General features: G+C 71.4%; 18 protein-coding genes and 1 pseudogene. 6 read left to right on the top strand and 13 right to left on the bottom strand.

Annotation, left to right across the window (positions count from 1 at the left end):
- Nucleotides 1–43 precede the first annotated feature (43 nt).
- From ABZT17_RS14965 to ABZT17_RS14955, 3 genes are all read right to left on the bottom strand, one after another.
- Nucleotides 44–1,147: a GNAT family N-acetyltransferase gene (locus ABZT17_RS14965; RefSeq protein ID WP_356348414.1), complete on the bottom strand. Its 1,104-nt coding sequence runs from the start codon at nucleotides 1,145–1,147 to the stop codon at nucleotides 44–46.
- Between the two features lie 314 nt (nucleotides 1,148–1,461).
- Nucleotides 1,462–2,223 (bottom strand): ABC transporter permease, encoded by a 762-nt coding sequence (locus tag ABZT17_RS14960; protein WP_356348412.1) that lies wholly within the window; start codon nucleotides 2,221–2,223, stop codon nucleotides 1,462–1,464.
- A complete protein-coding gene (locus ABZT17_RS14955; RefSeq protein WP_356348409.1) occupies nucleotides 2,210–3,085 on the bottom strand; it encodes an ABC transporter ATP-binding protein in 876 nt (291 codons plus the stop codon). The genes ABZT17_RS14960 and ABZT17_RS14955 overlap by 14 nt, the downstream gene beginning before the upstream one ends.
- A 64-nt stretch (nucleotides 3,086–3,149) precedes the next feature.
- On the opposite strand from ABZT17_RS14955, the gene ABZT17_RS14950 reads away from it, so the two are divergent.
- From ABZT17_RS14950 to ABZT17_RS14940, 3 genes are all read left to right on the top strand, one after another.
- Complete coding sequence (locus ABZT17_RS14950) at nucleotides 3,150–3,782, top strand: TetR family transcriptional regulator (protein ID WP_356348407.1); 633 nt, start codon at nucleotides 3,150–3,152, stop codon at nucleotides 3,780–3,782.
- 73 nt (nucleotides 3,783–3,855) lie between these two features.
- Entirely contained in the window at nucleotides 3,856–4,458 is a 603-nt protein-coding gene (locus ABZT17_RS14945) for a TetR/AcrR family transcriptional regulator (protein ID WP_356348404.1), read from the top strand.
- A complete protein-coding gene (locus ABZT17_RS14940) occupies nucleotides 4,455–6,083 on the top strand; it encodes a CocE/NonD family hydrolase (protein WP_356348401.1) in 1,629 nt (542 codons plus the stop codon). Before ABZT17_RS14945 ends, ABZT17_RS14940 begins: the two co-directional genes overlap by 4 nt.
- A 65-nt stretch (nucleotides 6,084–6,148) precedes the next feature.
- Here the strand turns inward: ABZT17_RS14940 and ABZT17_RS14935 are convergent, their stop codons facing one another.
- Nucleotides 6,149–6,508, bottom strand: a complete 360-nt coding sequence (locus ABZT17_RS14935) for a metalloregulator ArsR/SmtB family transcription factor (RefSeq protein WP_356348399.1) — start codon at nucleotides 6,506–6,508, stop codon at nucleotides 6,149–6,151.
- A 164-nt stretch (nucleotides 6,509–6,672) separates the two neighbouring features.
- On the opposite strand from ABZT17_RS14935, the gene ABZT17_RS14930 reads away from it, so the two are divergent.
- Nucleotides 6,673–7,989 carry an MFS transporter gene (locus ABZT17_RS14930; RefSeq protein WP_356348397.1) on the top strand — a complete coding sequence of 439 codons (1,317 nt, stop codon included), beginning with the start codon at nucleotides 6,673–6,675 and terminating at the stop codon, nucleotides 7,987–7,989.
- 63 nt (nucleotides 7,990–8,052) lie between these two features.
- Here the strand turns inward: ABZT17_RS14930 and ABZT17_RS14925 are convergent, their stop codons facing one another.
- The 9 genes from ABZT17_RS14925 to ABZT17_RS14885 form a co-directional block, all read right to left on the bottom strand.
- Nucleotides 8,053–9,525 (bottom strand): LCP family protein, encoded by a 1,473-nt coding sequence (locus ABZT17_RS14925; protein WP_356348603.1) that lies wholly within the window; start codon nucleotides 9,523–9,525, stop codon nucleotides 8,053–8,055.
- A 531-nt stretch (nucleotides 9,526–10,056) separates the two neighbouring features.
- A complete protein-coding gene (locus ABZT17_RS14920) occupies nucleotides 10,057–10,989 on the bottom strand; it encodes an SDR family NAD(P)-dependent oxidoreductase (protein WP_356348394.1) in 933 nt (310 codons plus the stop codon).
- 119 nt (nucleotides 10,990–11,108) lie between these two features.
- Entirely contained in the window at nucleotides 11,109–12,347 is a 1,239-nt protein-coding gene (locus tag ABZT17_RS14915) for a cytochrome P450 (protein ID WP_356348392.1), read from the bottom strand.
- A 45-nt stretch (nucleotides 12,348–12,392) separates the two neighbouring features.
- Nucleotides 12,393–12,587, bottom strand: a complete 195-nt coding sequence (locus tag ABZT17_RS14910) for a ferredoxin (RefSeq protein ID WP_356348390.1) — start codon at nucleotides 12,585–12,587, stop codon at nucleotides 12,393–12,395.
- Nucleotides 12,588–12,628: 41 nt separating this feature from the next.
- Nucleotides 12,629–13,825: an FAD-dependent oxidoreductase gene (locus ABZT17_RS14905; RefSeq protein WP_356348388.1), complete on the bottom strand. Its 1,197-nt coding sequence runs from the start codon at nucleotides 13,823–13,825 to the stop codon at nucleotides 12,629–12,631.
- Nucleotides 13,826–13,881: 56 nt separating this feature from the next.
- Nucleotides 13,882–14,622 (bottom strand): SDR family NAD(P)-dependent oxidoreductase, encoded by a 741-nt coding sequence (locus ABZT17_RS14900; protein ID WP_356348385.1) that lies wholly within the window; start codon nucleotides 14,620–14,622, stop codon nucleotides 13,882–13,884.
- A 58-nt stretch (nucleotides 14,623–14,680) separates the two neighbouring features.
- Nucleotides 14,681–15,073, bottom strand: coding sequence for a carboxymuconolactone decarboxylase family protein (locus tag ABZT17_RS14895; RefSeq protein ID WP_356348383.1), 393 nt, complete (start codon nucleotides 15,071–15,073; stop codon nucleotides 14,681–14,683).
- A gap of 197 nt (nucleotides 15,074–15,270) precedes the next feature.
- Entirely contained in the window at nucleotides 15,271–15,678 is a 408-nt protein-coding gene (locus tag ABZT17_RS14890; RefSeq protein WP_356348380.1) for a nuclear transport factor 2 family protein, read from the bottom strand.
- A gap of 58 nt (nucleotides 15,679–15,736) precedes the next feature.
- Nucleotides 15,737–16,135: a nuclear transport factor 2 family protein gene (locus ABZT17_RS14885; RefSeq protein ID WP_356348377.1), complete on the bottom strand. Its 399-nt coding sequence runs from the start codon at nucleotides 16,133–16,135 to the stop codon at nucleotides 15,737–15,739.
- A 456-nt stretch (nucleotides 16,136–16,591) separates the two neighbouring features.
- On the opposite strand from ABZT17_RS14885, the gene ABZT17_RS14880 reads away from it, so the two are divergent.
- Both ABZT17_RS14880 and ABZT17_RS14875 read left to right on the top strand, forming a co-directional pair.
- On the top strand, nucleotides 16,592–18,049 hold the full coding sequence (locus ABZT17_RS14880; RefSeq protein WP_356348374.1) for an MFS transporter: 1,458 nt from the start codon (nucleotides 16,592–16,594) through the stop codon (nucleotides 18,047–18,049).
- A 550-nt stretch (nucleotides 18,050–18,599) separates the two neighbouring features.
- A pseudogene (locus ABZT17_RS14875) lies at nucleotides 18,600–18,694 on the top strand (MBL fold metallo-hydrolase); the annotation flags it as partial.

The raw sequence follows: 18,694 nt of genomic DNA, 5'->3' as shown, positions 1-18,694 counted from the left end.
AGCGGACCGGACTTCGCTGTCGGCTGACGCGGGCCCGGTGCGGTCAGTGTGTGCGTGATCCCGAGGTGCCCGACCGGGTGCGCAGGGTGCCGACCGTCCTGAGGAGGCGGTCGGCGGGGGCACGCAGCTCGGGGTGGGCGTTGACGGTGTTCCGCAGGCCTCGCACCGGTCTGCGCCACAGCCGGTGGGCCGTCGCCACCGGGTGCGGGCGGCTGGCGAAGCCCTCGGCCACACGCAGCTCGCGGGTCTTCAGCCAGTCCTTGTACTCCTTGTCGCCCCGTCCCAGGTCCATGAGCGTCACGCCGTTGCGGGCGGCCGCCTCGGCGGTGCGCAGATGCATCATCAACCCCGGTGAGTAGTAGTGGAGTTCGGGGTCGTAGGCAGTGAACCAGGCCGCGAGCACGGTGCGCGAGCGCGGGCCGAAGTGCGCGGCGACGGGGCGCTCACCGGCGTAGAGGACGGAGAGGACCCCGGTGAAGTGGTCCTCGCGGACCTGGAAGAGGTGGTCGACCAGGTCGACGATCCAGGGCCGGGCGAACCGGTCCATCCGGCCGGTCCTGCGGTACTGGGCGGACTTCCACTGCATGAGCCGCCGCAGCATCCGCGGGTCGCGCTCGTCGAACTCGAACCGCACCTCGCCTATGTCGCGGCCGAGGCGGCGCTCCTTCTTCAGCGTGGTCTTGGCATGCCCGGGGTAGGCGCCCCGCAGCCACTGGGCATAGCCGCTCTCGTCGGGTTTGAGGTCGACGACCGGGGAGGCGAAGGTGCCGGTCACATATCTGCCGAACGGTCTCTGTTCGGCGACGAGATGATCGAACTCGAAGATGGAGAGTCCGCAGGCCTTCAGCAGCTCCTGGGCGTCCCAGGTCACCCCGGGGCGGTGCACGAGCGCCTGACAGTCCGACAGGCCGAGTCCGATGGCCTTGCCGACACCGAACGCGTTGCGCTCGTACGGGAGGAAGCCGACCGGTGTTCCGGCCTCACGCAGGACCGCGATGCGCGTGCCGGCGCGGTATCTTCCGATGCCGAGCGCGAACTCCGGTGCCAGGAAAGGGTTGGAGTACTCCGGCGACTCGTCCATCGCGCGGTGCCACGCCCCGCGGAGCGTGGCGTTCAGTTCGTCGACTCTGTGGATCGTGACATCCACTTCAGATCAACCGCCCTTCCACAGGCTCCGCGAGGAACGCACCGGCCGCAGCGCAGGCCGGAAGGGCGTGTGACCCCCTGCTCATGGATCGCATCGGCGACCGCTCCCCCGTGACGTCCCCCCATGACGCGCTGTCCGCGTCCTACCACTTCTTTGAGTATCAGCCGATTCGGCGCTGTGTACACGGTCGTTCCGCGATTGACCCCTCAGGTTCCGAACTGTCCGGCAGGGATCAAACGTCGCGAAACAGTACGCATGTTGTCAAGAGTGCCTACGGCAACGATAGTCGGCGACGAGCCACTCCGGGCGGGTGTTCAGAGCGTCACCAGCCGCCCGCCCCGCCCCTGGAGGCGGAGCGAGGCCAGGCCGCCGCAGAGCAGGGCCGCCGCGAGGAGGGTGCCGACGGCGGCCGTCGCGGTGTGCGTGTCGCCCTCGAGGGCCGCGCGCAGACCGCTCACGGCCCAGTAGCCCGGCGAGACGGGGGCCACGTCCGAGACCCAGGCCGGCAGCACCGCGAGCGGGACGAGGGCGCCCCCGACGCTGCTGAGCAGCATGCCCCCGATGTCGAAGGACGCGGAGAGCTCGCCCATGGTGCGCACCAGCACCCCGATGAGCGCGCCGAGCGCGAGCAGGGTGCAGGTCCAGGCCAGCAGCACCCCGAACAGCAGAAACGGGTGGGACACGGTCAGTCCGAGGACGCCCGCGCCGAAGCCGACGATCAGCAGTTGCTGGGCGAGCAGGGCCGCGAAGACGGGGATCGCCTTGCCGAGGAGCAGCTCCACGGGGTGCAGGGGCGTGCCGCGCAACCGGTCCCAGGTGCGGCCGAGGCGTTCGGTGAGGATGGCGCCGCCGGAGATGCTGAGAGCGAGCAGCGAGAAGGTGACCAGTGTGCCGACGACGGCCTGCCGGGTGCCGGCCTCCCGGCCCTGGGCGGCCAGATACAGCGGGCGCAACAGGGTGATGAAGACGAGCGGCAGAACCATCCGGCTCAACAGCGGACCGGGCTCGCGCAGCATCAGCAGGGCGTTGTGGCGCACCAGGACGCCGATACGGGCGAGCGAGTCACGCGGCGGCATCGTCGGCCTCCTCGTCGGCCGCGGAGGTCTCCAGGTCGCGGAAGAGGTCATCCAGGCCGGGCCGGCGGACGTCGACGGAGACGGGCGTCCGGCCGGCGGCGAGCAGGGCGGCCAGGTCGGCGCCGGGATCCGCGGTCGGCATGCGCAGGTCGGGTTCGGCGGGGTCGGCGAAGGTGAGCCTCAGTTCGCCCGGCAGATGCCGGGTGAGTTCCTCCTGGGTGCCCCGCGCGATGACGCGTCCGGCGCGGGCGAGCGCCAACGTGGCGTCGAGGTCGACGAGTTCGGGCAGGTAGTGGGTGGTGTAGACGACGGCCGCGCCCGCCTCGGCACGGGCCTTGACGGTCGCCAGGAGGGCCGCGCGGGTCTCCGGGTCCGCGCCGGCGGTCGGCTCGTCGAGCAGCAGCAGCGATGGTGAGCCGACCAGGGCGGTGGCCGCCTGGACCCGGCGCCGCTGGCCGCCCGACAGGACGCCGGCCCGGCGGTCGCCGACTTCCGTGAGCCGCAGTTCCTCCAGCACCCGGGTGATCTCCGCGTCCCGGCGCCGCCCACCGAGGCCGGCCAGGCCCGCGAACACCCGCAGGTTCTCCCGCACGGTGGCGCTGCCGTACAGGGCCAGTTCCTGCGGGGCCACCCCGAGCAACCGCCGGGCCCCGCGGCCCTCCCGCAGCGCGTCGTACGGGCCGATCCGCACGCGTCCCGCGTCGGGCCGGACCAGGCCGGTGACGACCTCGACGAAGGTGGTCTTCCCGGCGCCGTTGTGCCCGATCAGGCCGACGATCTCGCCTGGCTCCACGGCCAGTTCGAACCCGTCCAGCGCCCGGCGACCGCCGTAGCGCTTCACCAGTCCCTCCGCGACGAGCATGCCCCGCCTCCTCTCAGGTGTACGGCGTCCACGTCTACGCCGTATACGTATACACTGTAGACCCATGAGCGGGAGACGGGAAGAGATTCTGGACGCGGCACTGGCGATCGCCGACGAGCGCGGCCTGGAAGCGGTGTCGATGCGCGCCCTGGCCGAGAAGGTCGGTGTGACGCCCATGGCGCTGTATCGCCACGTCAAGGACAAGTCGGCACTGCTGGACGGCATGGTCGGTCGCCTGCTCTCCGCCCTGCTGCCGGCGGACGGTGCCGGGGACCAGCCCTGGGACGAGCGACTGGGCGGCCTCGCGCACGCCTGCCGCGCCGTCACCCAGCGCCACCCCTGGGCCGCACACCTGCTGTTCTCACGACCCGCCGTCACTCCCGACGCCGTCCGAGCGGTGGACATCATCTACACCGCGCTCATCGAGGCCGGGGTCCCCGAGGCCGAAGTCCCCCGGCTCGAACGGCTGATCAGCACCTTCGTGATCGGATTCGCCGCCTCGGAGGCCTCGGGCCGCTTCGCCCCCGGCCCCCTCGACCCGCGCGCGCGGCGCGGCCAACTCCCGGACAGCGAACTCCCCGGGCACAGCAGGCTCGCTCCCTGGCTGGATCTGCCGCTCGACCTCACCGCCGAGTTCGAGGCCGACCTGGCGGACATCCGCCGCATGGTGCGGGCGGCCGCCGGCCGGGAGACCTGACGGCCGGCTTCTCCGCCCGTCCGACCTCTCTTTGACACTTGTCAACTAATTAACAGGTGTCTACGATCGCGGCATGCACCCCGGCTCCGTCACCGAACCCGCCAGCCAGGACCCCCGTGTCCTGCGCTCCCGCGCCGCCCTGATGGGCGCCGCCGTCCGTCTGGTGTCGGAGCGCGGCAGCACCGCCCTGTCCGTCAAGGACCTCGCCGAAGCCGCGGGGGTCAGCCGGCAGCTGGTCTATCTGCAGTTCGGCGACCGGGACACCCTGCTCGTCGAGGCCGCGGCCGACCTGGTCCGACGGGAGCTGTTCGAAGGGATGGAGGACGACGACCCACGCGCCTGGGCGTCGGCGATGGCCCGGCACTTCGCCGGGCGTCGCGCCTTCTACCGCGCGATGCTCACCGGGTCGTGCGCCTTCGCCATGACCCGGACGCTGACCGGCCTGTTCGGCGGCGTCAACGACACATTCCTGCGCCGGCGGTTCGGGGTCGTGGACGAGGACGTCGCCCACGACCTGGCGGCGTTCGTCGCGGGCGGCACCGGCGCGGTCGTCAACGACTGGCTGATCGACGGCGACGACCCCCTGGACCCGGAGGCGTTGGCGCGACGCCTGCTCCGCCTCACGGCGGTCGTCACCGGCACCCCCGCCCCCGCGGACGAAGGAGAGACCCGATGAAGCCGACCAGCCACCTCATGCAGCGCATGCTGCGCCTGCCGCCGCCGACCACCCGGGATCTGGCCGTCGAACACGACCTGCCGGTTCCGATGCGCGACGGCGCCGTCCTGCTGGCCGACCGCTGGACCCCGGCGGCCGGCGGCGACGGTCTGCCCACGGCACTGGTCCGCAGCCCGTACGGCAGGACCGGCATGCTCGCCGCGCAGCTCGCCCGGCCGCTCGCCGAGCGCGGTTTCCAGGTCGTCCTGCAGAGCACCCGGGGCACCTTCGGCTCCGGCGGCCCGTTCGACCCGCTGCGCCACGAGCGCGAGGACGGCCTCGACACCCTGGACTGGCTGGTGAAGCAGCCCTGGTGCGGGTCGGGCGTGGTGCTGTGCGGCGGCAGCTACCTCGGTTTCGCGCAGTGGGCGGTCGCCGACGCCGTACCGTCCGAGGTGAAGGCGATCCTGCCGGGCGTGTCGGAGTCGGCGTTCACGCTGGACTTCCTGCGCACGGAGGCGTTCGGGCTGGAGGCGACCTTCGGCTGGGGGCTCCAAGTGGCCGAGCAGGAGGGCAGGTTCGCCCTGGTGCGTCAGCTGCTGCGGACACGCAAGGAGCGCCGGGCCTGGTACACCCTGCCGCTCCACCGGGCCGACACCGAGGTCCTCGGCCGGCGTTCCCCCTACTTCCAGAACGTCCTCGACCACGACGCCGACAGTCCGTTCTGGCGGGCGCTCGACCACAGCCACCACGTCGCCGACATCACCGTCCCGGTGAGCGCGATCGGCGGCTGGTACGACATCTTCCTGCCGGGCCAACTGCGTGACTTCCGCACGCTCCAGGAGGCCGGCCGCTCGCCGATCCGTCTCACGGTCGGCCCCTGGGCACACCTCTCCGCAGTCACCAGCCCGACCACGGCCGCGGAGACCCTCGACTTCGGCCTCGCCCTCGCCCGCGGTGAGCAGCCGGCCGACCGCGCCCCGGTCCGCCTGTACGTCATGGGCGAGGAGCGGTGGCGCGACTTCCCTTCCTGGCCACCGCCCGGATACGCGCCGCGGCGTCTGTACCTCCAGCCGGACGGCGCCCTCTCGGCCGAGGCGCCCCCCGAGTCGGCCCCGGACGGCTACCGCTACGACCCGGCCGACCCCACTCCGGCCGTCGGCGGCGTCCGGATGGCCGTCGGTGTGAAGTCGGGGCGCGTCGACAACACCGAGCTGGAGGCCCGCGCCGACGTCCTGACCTACACGACCGCCGTGCTGGAGACGGACGTCGAGGTGATCGGCGAGGTCTCGGCGGAGATCTTCTTCCGCTCCGAACTGCCGTACGCCGATGTCTTCGTCCGGCTGTGCGACGTCGACGCCGAGGGCCGGTCCACCAATGTCTGCGACGGTCTGACCGGCCTCACCGACGCCGACGGGATCACCGCCGCGCAGGTACGGCTGTGGGCGACCGCGTATCTCTTCCGGCGCGGCCACCGCATCCGCGTCCAGGTCTCCAGCGGCGCGTTCCCCCGCTTCAACCGCAACCCCGGCACCGGCGAGCCGCGTGCCACGGCCACCACCCTCCGCGCCGCCGACCAGCGGGTCTTCCACGATCCGACCCACCCGTCCGCGATCACCCTTCCCCTACGCGGACAGGACAGCTGACCTTCGTCCCGAACTCCGGGCAGGGGCGGTGTCGACCGACTCCGTGACCCCGTCGAAGGGCCGCGTCAGTCGTGCGGGGCCTGGCCGCTCACCCGGTGGTCCGCGTGGCTGAGCGCCTCCAGGACCAGGCGACGCAGATGTCCGTCGCTGAGGCGGTAGTGGATGTGGCGGCCCTCCCGGCGCGTGTCCACGAGGCCGGCCAGCCGTAGCTTGGCGAGGTGCTGGCTGACCGCCGTGCGCGAGGCGTCGGTGCGCTCGGTGAGCGTGCCGACGTCCGACTCGCCCTGCGCCAGCAGCCACAGCAGATGGAGCCGGGTGACGTCGGAGAGCATCGCGAACACTCCGGTCGCCTCGGCCAGTCGGGCGCTGTCCGGGGCTCGTAGATGCGCACTCGCTGCAGGTGACATGGGCTCGCGTCCGGACATGGGAACAGCGTAGAGGCAGCGGAGCCCGGCGGACGCACGGGCGGGAGACGGACAGGGACTGCCGCCGGAAGTCCTCCGGCCATCATGTGCGCAGATGCGCACATGATGGCTACACTGGGCGTCCGGAACCGTCGGCACACGCCCCCGCGCCCAGGAGCCGCCGCATGCTCGCCGTCCTGCGCAACCGCACCTACCGCCATCTCTTCGCCGCCCAGGTCATCGCCCTCGTCGGCACCGGCCTCGCGACGGTGGCCCTGGGGCTGCTGGCGTACGACATCGCGGGCGCCGACGCCGGTTCGGTGCTCGGCACCGCGCTCGCGATCAAGATGGCGGCCTACGTCCTGATCGCCCCGGCGATCGGCGCGCTCGCCGGCCGGCTGCCGCGCCGCACCCTGATGGTGGCCGCCGATCTGACCCGGGCCGGGGTCGCGCTGATGCTGCCGTTCGTGGACCAGGTGTGGCAGGTGTACGTGCTGGTGTTCCTGCTCCAGTCCGCCTCGGCCGCGTTCACGCCGACCTTCCAGGCCGTGATCCCCGAGGTGCTGCCCGAGGAGAGCGACTACACGCGGGCGCTGTCCATGTCGCGGCTCGCCTACGACCTGGAGAGCCTGTTCTCGCCCGCCCTGGCCGCCGCCCTGTTGTCCGTCATCACCTACAACTGGCTGTTCACCGGTACGGTGTTGGGCTTCCTCGCCTCGGCGACACTGGTCGTCTCCGTCCTGCTGCCGAGCCCCACGGCCTCCCGAGCACCACGGACCACGGTGACGGCCGGCACCCGCCTCTTCTTCACCGACCCCCGACTGCGCGCCCTGCTCGCCCTCGACCTCGCGGTCGCCGCCGCGAGCGCGATGGTGACGGTCAACTCCGTCGTCTACGTCCGCCACTTCCTGGGTCTGTCCCCGGACGCGGTGCCGCTCGCGCTCGGCGCGTACGGCGCCGGGTCGATGACCGTGGCCCTTGTTCTGCCCCGTGTGCTGGAGAGGGTTCCCGACCGGACCGTGATGCTTCGCGGCGCCCTCCTGCTCGGCGTCGTCTTCGCCGGCCTCGCCGCCATCACGGCCGCGCGGCACGGGAGTTGGCGGTGGCCGGCGCTACTGGTGGTGTGGGCGGCGTTCGGTGCCGCATGCTCCATGGTGCTCACCCCCACCGGCCGCCTGATCCGCCGATCGGCGCCTCCCGAGGAACGCGCGGCGGCCTTCGCGGCCCAGTTCTCCCTCTCCCACGGCTGCTGGCTGCTGACGTACCCGCTGGCGGGCTGGCTCGGCGCGGAGGCCGGACTCCGGACGGCCGTGGCCACCCTCGGCACGATCGCCCTGGGCGCGGGGGTGGCGGCTACCCGACTGTGGCCGGCGCGCGAGCCGGCCGTACGACTGCTGCCGGCCGGGAAGCCGGCCACGCCCGTCGGACACGCCCGAACCCGCCCCGAACCACGGCACCCGTCCCCCACCCCAGCACCCCACGACCTCACCACACCCGCCTGACGCGGCAGCGGAGCCGGTGGCGCGGCGGCCCGCCGGCCGGGGCGGTGCGTCGCGGGCCACCCCCTACGGTGCGGAGTCCTTCTTGTTGGAGGCCGCCGCGTAGGCCTGGGTCGGGGTCATCGGTACGCCGTTGATCTCCACCGTCTTGTAGGGGCTGACCTTGGCGCAGGTCTTGGCCTTGTCGGCGGTCTGGGCGTGGGCGTCGGAGACGGCCGCGTGGGTGTCCGCGGGGGCGGACGAGGAGCTGTAGGAGGTGCCGGTGGTCCAGTCGCCGCCGATGACCAGGACCACGCCTGCCGTGGTGCCCTGGGTGAGGTGCGAGGCGGGCACGCCCAGGGCGGAGGCGAGGGTCTGGGCCTGGGCCTTCTGGCCGGGACCGTAGGTGATCGTCGTCTTCGACGACTGCTGGGGCGCGTTGCCCGTGCTGGTGCCGGAGCCGAAGCCCTTGGCGATGAGCGCGTTGGCGATCACCGAGGCGCGGCCACTGGTGGTGGTGCCGTTCTCGACCTGCGCGGTGACCTCGGAGGCCGGCACGGTGGCCGCCGCGGTCGCGGAGGGCGAGGCGGATGTTTTCTTCTTGCCGTCGTCGCTCAGGGACTGGTCGTTGACGATGGCCGCGAAGAGCGACTTCGCGGCGGCCGCGGGGACGACCCGGTTGGCGTTGGTCGGGTCGGCGCCGGTCTGCATCGTGGTGAAGGTCATGCGCTTGGACGGCACCTTGTTCAGGTCGGTCGCCAGGCCGACCAGTTTGCCGACGCTGCCCAGACCGTCGTCGACGGTCAGCGCCTTGGTGGCCGCGTCGGCGAGCGAGTAGACCTTGGCCGGGTCGGCCAGCGTGCCCGCGCTCTTGAACTTGCGGATCATCGCGGACAGGAACAGATGCTGGGAGACGGTACGGCCGAGGTCGCTGCCGTCGCCGAAGCCGTGCCGGGAGCGGACGAACTCCAGCGCCGCGTCACCCTTGAGGGTGTGGGTGCCCTTGGACAGCTTCAGATGGGAGTAGGTGTCGTAGACGTTGTCGCTGACGCAGACCGAGACGCCGCCCACCGCGTCGGACATCTTCACCACACCGGAGAAGTCGAGCATCACGAAGTGGTCGATGGGGATGCCGGTGAGCTGGTGGACGGTCTTCACCTGACACGCCGGGCCGTACTGGAGCGCGCTGTTGATCTGCCCGTAGTAGCCGACCGTGGACTGGGAGCTGTCGGGGTCCTTGCAGGCGGGTACGTCGGTCATGGTGTCGCGCGGGATGCTCATGACGGTGGCGTTGGAGCGGTCGGCGGAGACATGCACCACCATCTCCACGTCCGCGTTGTGCCCGACGGTCGAGCTCGCCGAGCCGCAGCCGCCGCCCAGCTTGCAGTCGGCCGCGTTGTTCCGGCCGTCCGAGCCGATGACGAGAACGTTGATCGGGGTCCGTCCGAAGGCGTCCGCCTTCTCCTTGCCGCCGGCGCCGTCGTCGATCGCGACGCTCTTGATGTTGCCGTTGAGGTGCTCGTAGAGCCATGCCCCGGCCCCCGCGGTGACCAGGACCATCCCCGACACCGTGAACAGGGCTATGCGGACCAGGCGCTTGCGCCGGGCCACGGGCTTGGCGCGGCGGCCCGCCCGACGTCCCCGGGACTGTGCGGCCCGCCGGGCGGCGGCGCGGCCCTGGTACGCCGGGCCGGGCGGTGCGTCGTCGACCTCACGCTGACGCGGAACACCGGCCGAGCGGTTACGTGTGGCCGCACGGCCGTGGGCATCACCCCAGGGGTCGCTCAACTCCCACTCCCTACGCTCGCGCCGACGCCAACCGCCGGCGCGAGAGCCGGGCGGCGGTCCACCGCCCCGCACGTCAGGGCGCACCCCACGGGTTGGATGATTGCGCAATATAGCAACCGTTGCTGAGCCCGCCGGTGTGCGCCGTCACATCCACACCCACGCGTTCGGGAGCGCGCGGGGCGTGGCGAGCGACGGTTGTACGCTCCATCACCGGGCGGTTCCTCTCCGTGTCCGCGGGGCGTGAAGGGAGCAGGCGCCGCGCGCCGCCCGCCCGGCCCCTGCTCCCGCGTCGCCGCCGGCCGCCTACGCGTCGCCGAGCGAGCTGAACTGGTGCTGGAGGAACCTGCCCGACCAGTCCATCAGGTCGGAGGGCACGTAGTAGCCCTTCTCCTCGTTGATGGCGTCCCAGTTGGCCGCCACGTCCTCTGCGGTGACCGGGCCGTCCTGGTGGACGTATCCCTCGGTCGAGGCGATGAAGAGACGGGCGAACCGGCCCGCGCCGGCCGTGTAGATCTCCCCGCTGACCGGGCAGCTCTCGTGCGCGAGGCAGGCGACCATCGGCGCCACGGCGTCCGAGGGCATGTACGGCTGGCCTGCCACCGCCTCCGTGGGCTCCTCCTCGGGGCCGCCGCCCATGCGGGTCATGGCCGCGGGCGCGATCAGGTTGACCTTGATGCCGTGCGGCTCGCCCGCCAGCTTGGCGCTGCGGGCGAGTCCGATCGTGCCGCCCTTGGCCGCCGCGTACGACAGGTTGTTGGGCAGTCCCAGCACACCGCTCGACGTCGTCAGGACGACCCGGCCGTAGTTCTGCTCGACGAAGTGCGGCCAGGCGGCGCGCAGCGTGTTGAAGGAGCCCAGCAGGTGTACGGCGAGGTGGCGTTCGAGGTTGTCCGCGTCGACCTCGGGGAGGCCGGCCCACCGGATGATGCCGGCGTTGTTGACGAGGACGTCGATCCGTCCGAAGTGACCGAGCGCGGTGTCGATGATGGCCTGTCCGCCGACCGGTGTGGAGACGTCATGGGTGTCGGCGACGGCCTCACCGCCCGCCGCGGTGATCTCGTCGACGACCTTCTGGGCGGGGCCAGCGTCCGAGCCGTCGCCCTCCATCGAGCCGCCCAGGTCGTTGACGACCACCTTCGCGCCGCGCGCCGCCAGCAGGCGGGCATGGGCCCGGCCGATCCCCCGGCCCGCGCCGGTGACGACCGCGACACGTCCTTCGAAGCTCAACTCACTCATGCCTGACTCCTGTTGTACTGCGATTGCGGATGCGGGTGCGGGCCCCGCCCGTACCGAGGGGTCCCGCGGACCGATGGAAGCGGGAAGGGGAAGGGGGAAGGGGGAATGCGGAAGGGGGGCTACCAGGTCACCGGGAGTGCGCCGATGCCGAAGGCCAGCGCGTCGGCGGGCCGGAAGGCGAGCTCGTCGCGGTCGACGGCGAGGCGCAGGGTCGGGACACGCCGGTAGAGGGTGCCGTAGACGACCTGGAGCTCGATCCTGGCGAGCTGCTGGCCGAGGCACTGGTGGATGCCCCAGCCGAAGGCGTGGTGGTGGGACGCCTTGCGGGTGAGGTCGAGCTTCTCCGGCTCGGGGAAGGCCTCCGGGTCCCAGTTGCCGGCGGGCAGCGGTACGACGATGCCGTCGCCGGCCTTGATCTGCACGCCCTCGAACTCGAAGTCCTCGGCGGCGATGCGCCGTTGGCCGAAGGTGGCCACGGTGAGATAGCGCAGGATCTCCTCGACGGCGCCCGCGGCCTCGCGGGTGTCCTCGATCTCCCGCAGCCGCGCGATCTGTTCGGGGTTCTCCAGGAGCAGGGCCGTACCCAGTGTGATCATGTTGGCGCTGGTCTCGTGACCGGCGATCAGAAGGATCATGGAGAGCAGGACCGCCTGAGGGAGGGTGAGGTCCCCGTCCCTGACCCGCGCGGCGAAGTCCGAGAGGACGTCCTCGGCCGGCTCGGCCGTCTTCTTCTGGATCAGCCCGGCGAGATAGCCGCCGAGCGCCTCCTGCGCGCGCCGGTCGTCGTCAGCCGTCTTGTCGCTGCGGGTGGCGAAGGAGGCGTGCTCCTGGAAGAACTCGTGGTCCTCGTACGGCACTCCGAGCAGCGCGCAGATCATCAGCGACGGCAGCGGCAGCGACAGCGCCTGCACCAGGTCCACCGGCTTCGGGCCGGCCAGCATCCTGTCGATGAGCTCGTCGGTGAACCGCTGGATGTCCGGCCGCAGCGCCTCCATGCGGGGGCGGGTGAACGGGCGGGTCATCATGCGGCGGATGCGGGTGTGGTCGGCGCCGTCCGCGTTGAAGATCGTCAACGGGTGGTCGTGGGCGGTCTCGGACATGGCCTGGTTGGGGTAGGGGAACCCCGGCCGCTTGTCGTCCGAGCTGACCCGGGGGTCGGACAGGATGGCGCGCTGTGCCGCGTGTCCCGTCACGAGCCACGGGGTGCTGCCGTCCCAGATCCGGGCCCGGGTGACGGGAGCGGTCTCGTTCAGGGCGCGCAGCCCGGGCGGCGGCGCGAACGGGCACTTGGCGTCCCGGTCGTCCTGGTAGAAGTACAACGCCTCGTCGGCGGCCTGCTGAGTGCCTGCCTCGGCCATTCTGGGTCCTCCGGTGGATGGGTGGGGGCGGCGCGGTTCGCGGGGCTATTCCTCGATGCGGATGGCCAGGGCGGGGCACACGGCGGCGGCGTTGCGCACGTCGTCGGCCAGTTCGGCCGGCGGGTTCTCGTCGAGCAGGACGACGATGCCGTCGTCCTCGCGCTGGTCGAACACGTCCATGGCGGCGGCCACGCACTGCCCGGCGGCCACGCACTTCTCTTCGTCGACGACGACCTTCATGGTTCTTCTCCTGGGGTGTTGCGGTGGGGGACGGGGGTGGTTCAGGGGGCGACGGCGAGGGCGTCGACGATCTCCTGGCGGCGCAGCCGTGTCTGCTTGGGCATGTTCCAGCCGAGGACGCCGGTGACCCGGCCCTCGCTGCGGTACCGGGCGACGAACCGCCGGGCCGCCAACTCGCCCTCCACGACGTCCACTTCGGCGTCGGCGGGCAGGAAGCCGTGGACCTGGAGCTTGGCGTCGTACTGATCGGTCCAGAAGTACGGCACCGGCGCGTACGGCCGCTCGTCGCCGAGGATGTTGGCCGCGACCGCCATGGCCTGCTCGGTGACGTTGGTCCGGTTCTCCAGGCGCAGGAGCCGGCCGAGGTGCTCGTGGTGCCAGCGGGCCACGTCACCGACGGCGTAGATGCCCTCCTCGGCGCGGCAACGGGAGTCGCAGACCACGCCGTTGTCGAGTTCGAGGCCGCTGCCCGAGAGCCATTCCGTCGCCGGGACCGCGCCGATCGCGACGACCACGACATCGGCCGGCAGCTCCTCGCCCGTGCGCAGCCGTACGCCGGTGACCCGCCCGGCCTCGGAGGTGAACCCCTCGACACCGGTGCCCAGCCGCAGCCGTACACCGCGCTCGGTGTGCAGCTCGCCGAGGACCCCGGAGACCAGCGGGCCGACCTGGAGTGCCATCGGCGCGTCCAGCGGGCCGGTGAGGGTGACGTCGAGGCCGAGGGTGCGGGCGGTGGCGGCGATCTCGGAGCCGAGGACCCCTTCGCCGACGACCACGACGCGGGAGGCGCCGAGGAGGTCCTCGCGCAGGGCGAGGGAGTCGTCGAGGGTGCGCAGCACGTGCACGCCGGACAGGCCGTCCTGTCCGGGGAGGGTGCGCGGCCGTACACCTGTGGCGATCACGATCGCGTCGGCCCGCAGCTCGCGCCCGGACTCGGTGCGGACCGTACGGGTCGCCGTGTCCAGGGAGACGGCCGGGTCACCGAGCACGAACCCGGCGTCCAGGGCGTCGAGCACGTCCTGTGGCCGCAGGGCCGCGCGGTGGGGCTCCCAGGCCCCGGAGAGCACCTGCTTGGACAGCGGGGGCCGGTCGTACGGGGCGTGCGGTTCGTCGCCGAGCACGGTGATCCGGCCCGCGTAGCCCTTGCGGCGCAGTGCCTCCGCGGTGGTCAGTCCGGACGCGGAGGCGCCCACTACCAGGACGTGGGCGGGGGCCCCGGTGTCGTCCTCGATGCTCATTCGTGGCTCCAGTGCAGCGTTGGTGCGGTGTGCGGTGTGCGGTGGGGAGGGCGGGGTCAGTAGACGTAGCGCCCGCCGTTGACGCCGAAGGTCTGGCCGGTCACATAGCCCGCCTCCTCCGAGGCGAGGTAGGCCACCGCGTGTGCCACGTCCTCGGGTGTGCCGGCCCGCTTCATCGGCATGGTGGCGGCGGCGGCCTCCACGTCGATGGGGCCCTGGCGCACCAGCGGGGTGTCGATGAAGCCCGGCGGTACGTGGTTGACGGTGATCCCCTGCGCGATGTACTCGACCGCCAGGGCCCGGGTGAGGGCGATGACGCCGCCCTTGGAGGAGGCGTAGTGGGCCATGGCGGGGGCGCCGGTCTGGGCGGAGGACGAGGAGATGTTGACGATGCGGCCCCAGCCCGCCTCGACCATGTCGGGGATCAGCTCCTGGGTGACCAGGAACGGGCCCTTGAGGTTGATCGCGATCATGCGGTCCCACGAGGCCTCGCTGATGCCGGTGAAGGGCTCGTAGGCGGTCGTACCCGCGTTGTTGACCAGGATGGAGACCGGTCCGAGCTCCTCGCGGGTGCGGGCCGCGGCGCGGGCCACGGCGGTCGCTTCGGCGGCGTCACCGGCGACGGCGACGGCCCTGCCGCCCGCCGCCTGGATCTCGGCCGCGGTCTTCTCGGCGCCCTCGGCGTTGAGGTCCCATACGGCCACGGCGGCTCCCTTGGCCGCGAGCACGGTCGCGATCCCGGCTCCGATGCCGCGCGCGCCGCCCGTGACGACCGCGACCTTTCCCTGCAGTGACATGTGTGCTCCTCGTGGTGCTCGGTGTGGGTCTGTTCGGCCGACGCCCCGGAGGGGGCGGTCAGCCCTCCAGTGCTTCGCGGGCGGCGGTGCGGGCGCCGACCGCCCGCGGGAAGCCGGCGTATCCGGCGGAGTGGTAGATGACCTCGGCGACCTCTTCCTTGGTCAGCCCGTTGGTCAGTGCGATACGCACGTGGGTCTTCAGCTCGGTCTCCGCACCGAGGGCGATGAGAACGCCGAGCGTGACCAGGCTGCGGTCGCGGGGCGCGAGGCCCTCTCGGCCCCACAGGGCGCCCCAGACACTGGTGAGACCGATGTCGACGAGATCCTCCCCGAACCGCCCGTCCCGCAGGTCGACGTCGTCCTCGGGGAACACCCCGGGCAGTGCGGCTCTCATGGCCTTCCAGCCCGCGGCCCGCAGATCGGTGGTTTCCTCGACGCCTTTGTCGCTCATGACTGACTCCCGTTGCGCAGTGTCGTCTCTGAGCGAAAGTTAGACCAGACGGTCGGTACAATCAATCTTTCGTGCCGAGATTCATACGTGCCGAGATTCATACACACGGACCGAATCGACCGGTCCCGCAATCCGCGATCGTCGCGCGAACGCCCGCACCGCCGGTGGCGGTACGGGCGTCGTGACCGCGGCACGCGCTACGGCAGGAAGGTCGTGACCCTGCGCGAGAACTTCCAGACCCCGTCGACCTGACGCAGCGTGTCGTCATAGCGCCCGACCAGCTGCACCCCCCAGCCCGTCTCGCCGCGCTGGATGAACGCCAGGTTGCTGACCGCCGTGGCCTCGTCCTCGGTGTACGAGGTGACCACCGTGTTGGCCACCAGATGCAGCTGCGGCTGGGGGGAGGCGAAGGCCTTGTACCCCTCACGGATCGCGTCGCGGCCCTCGAAGGTGGCCACACCGGCTATCTCGGCCACGCCGTCGGGGACGAAGAGGTCGGCGAGGTCGTCGGTGCGATCGGCGTCCAGCGCCTGCGCGTAGGCGGCGACGGCGGCCTGGACCCCGGCGGCTACCGACGCCTCGGTGTCGGCGGAACTCGTACTCATCTCTCTCCTCGGTCGAAACTCTCGGAAGGGTGAAACGGCGGAAAGGGCAGGTGCGCGGCTAAACCTGGTACTCCGTCTTGCGGTGCTGGATCAGCCAGGAACCGCCCACCCGGCGGAAGCTGTCGTCGTAGTGGCCGACCAGCTGCGGCGCCCAGCCCTCGTCCCCGCGCTGCAGGAAGAGCACGTCGCTGACGGCCCTCGCCTCGTCGGGGCCGGTGGACGTCACGACCGTGTTGGTCACCACGTGCAGCTGCGGCTGGGTCGGCTCCCAGCCCTTGAAGGCGGCGCGCAGCGCGTCGTGCCCCTGGAGGGGGTCGGTGCCGGGAAGTTCCAGAACCGCGTCGGGTGTGTACAGCGCGACGATGTCGTCGGTGCGGCCGGCGTCCTGCGCCTGGGTGTGCGTACCGATCACGGCGCGCACACCCGCCGCGACCCACGCCTGTGTGGATTCGCTCATGGCCCCTCCAAGAGGTTCAGGTGTTTCGACCGGTCAGTCTATTGCTGAAGTGCGACCAAGATGAAGCCCCCGAAACCGCACAATCCACTTTGTTGACCGATCGGTACATTGCAAATATCATCCGGCGCCGCCGTCCCGGCGCGCCGCCTCCGCACCGCCCCCACCAGGGGGGGCACGCGTTTTCTGACCGATCCATTGATTGTACCGACCGATAGGTCTACTTTACCCGCAGCCGCATCGCTGCTGCCGGGAGAGACCCAGATGTTCCCTGTGGATCACCGCTGACACCCCGGGCGACACCCGCCCGAGCCTGGACCGCGCGGCACCCCGCGCCACTGACTCCGCATCATTCGGCACCTCACCCTCCGCAGGGACGATCCTGCGCCGCACGGTCCTCGGGCCGCCCGGACCAGAGCCGCTCCCCCGGACCTCCGCTCAAGCACGGAAGGCCCTTCCATGTCCCAGACACAGATCACACCGGCGCAGACACCGGAGAGATCCCGCTCCACCGCGCGCAACGGGGTCATCGTCGCCGCCCTGTTGTGGACGGTTCAGCTGGTTTCGCTCATCGCGGCGCTGTCCGGCACCACACAGGCCGCCATCGCGATCCACTTCCAGACCACGCAGATCGCCTGGTTCACCCTGATGACCCTGCTGACGGGCACCTTCTTCCTGCCCTTCGTGGTGAAGGGAGCTGCTCTCTTCGGCAAGAAGCGCGCCCTGCTCGTGGCCACCGGGCTGGGCCTCGTGGGCGACCTGGTCGCCGCGGTGGCGACGGACTACCGCACCCTGCTGATCGGACGTGGCATCGCCGGCGTCTATATCGCCGCCACTCCGCTCGCCTACGCCATCACCCGCGACGTCTTCCCCCGCCGCTGGGTCGGACTCGCCAACGGCATCATGGCCGGCGGCGTGGGTCTCGTCGCCTTCGGCGGGCCCTTCCTGTCCGGATGGCTCCTCGACAACCACGGCTTCCGCGGCATCCTGTGGTTCATGGCGGTCAGCACGGCCGTCAGCTTCCTCCTGGTGCTGACCCTCGTCCCCGAGAGCCCGGTCCGTGAGCGGGGCGGCCGGATGGACTGGGCGGGCGGAATCCTTCTCGGCGGCGGCGTCACCCTTCTCATCTACGCCGTTGGAGAAGGCTCCGACTGGGGCTGGGGCAGCGGCAAGTTCATCGGCTTCGTCGTCGGCGCGGTGATCGTGCTCATCGCCTTCGTGCTCGTCGAGCGCCGGGTCGCCGAGCCGCTGTTCCCGCTGGCCATGACACGGCGGCGCACGGTGTGGTCCGCCCTGCTGGCCACCGCGGTCACGGCCGGTTCGCTCAGCGCCGTCGGCATCGTGATCCAGCTGCTCATCCTGATGCCGAAGATCCCTCATGTCTCCGACGGACTGGGCTGGTCCGGGACGCACAACGCCATCGTCACCAGCCCGATCAGCGCGATGATCATCGTGGGCGCCGTGGGCACCGGTGTGATCGCCCGCCGCGCGGACAGCCGGCTCCTGCTGGCCGTCGGCGCCGCGCTCGCGGCCATCGGATACGGCATCGCGACCCAGTACCACGACACCGCCGCCCAGATCATCTCCTGGGGCGTGGTCGCCGGCCTCGGCACGGGCATCGTCGTCGCCGTCGTACCCATCATGGTCATCGAGGTCGTCAGCCCCGAGGAGCAGGCCCTGGCCAACGGCGCCCAGAACCTCACCCAGGGCGTGGCCCAGATCATCGTCTCCCAGCTGGCCTATGTGGTGATGGCGCAGCACGGCATGGTGCTGAAGGGCACCCAGTTCTATCTCGACAAGGGGTTCACCAACGGACTCTGGCTGGTCATCGGCTGTGTCGTCGTCGGCGCGCTGTTCGTCGCCCTGGTCCCGAAGGCCGAGCGTCTCGACGAGGCGGAGGTCGGTCAGGCCGCCTGACGAGCGCAACCGCCCGGTCCGCAGGACTCGTTCGAGCCCTGCGGACCGGCGCGCTGACCCCGTCCCTTACCGCTACCTCACGGTTGTCCTGATCGTGCTGCCATCGCTCTGGCCGTCGGCCGGGAGGATCTGTGCCCAGGGTGCAACCGTGCGGTGCGACGTCCCAGAACTGGGAGCCGACCCAGTCACACTTGTCCGCGGCCGAGGCCGTCGCGGGCATCGCCACAACGGTTTCCTTGCCACTCCGATCGCGAACGCCGCCCCGGGCGGGCCGCGGGCGCGGACGTGGGCGCTGGCGCGGGCGTGGGTGCTGGCGCGGACGTGGGCGCGGACGCTGGCGTGGCCGGCTGCAGGGTCCCCGCGAGGCATCGCCTCGCGTTAAACATCACGCCAAGACCACGCGAACCTTCCCACCTCGACGGGCGATTGCTTGAATCCTCAGATACTGTCTCATCAGACATAGCCGCCGCCCAGGCACGCCGACCCACGCGTTCGGCTCCGTGCGGGCGAGGCGCCCTTCCTTGAACGCGATCGCGTGTAGGAGCCACTGATGAGCACTCTGTCCTTCAAGGTCCTGGACCTGGACTTCCCGGCCGGCAGCAAGAACAAGACCGCCACCCTCGTCACCGGCGAGACCGAGGCCCT

It is taken from the genome of Streptomyces sp. NPDC005648 (assembly GCF_040605395.1).
Taxonomy (GTDB): domain Bacteria; phylum Actinomycetota; class Actinomycetes; order Streptomycetales; family Streptomycetaceae; genus Streptomyces.
The sequence above is the reverse complement of the archived record's forward strand: the minus strand, read 5'-3'. Positions and strand labels throughout refer to the sequence as shown.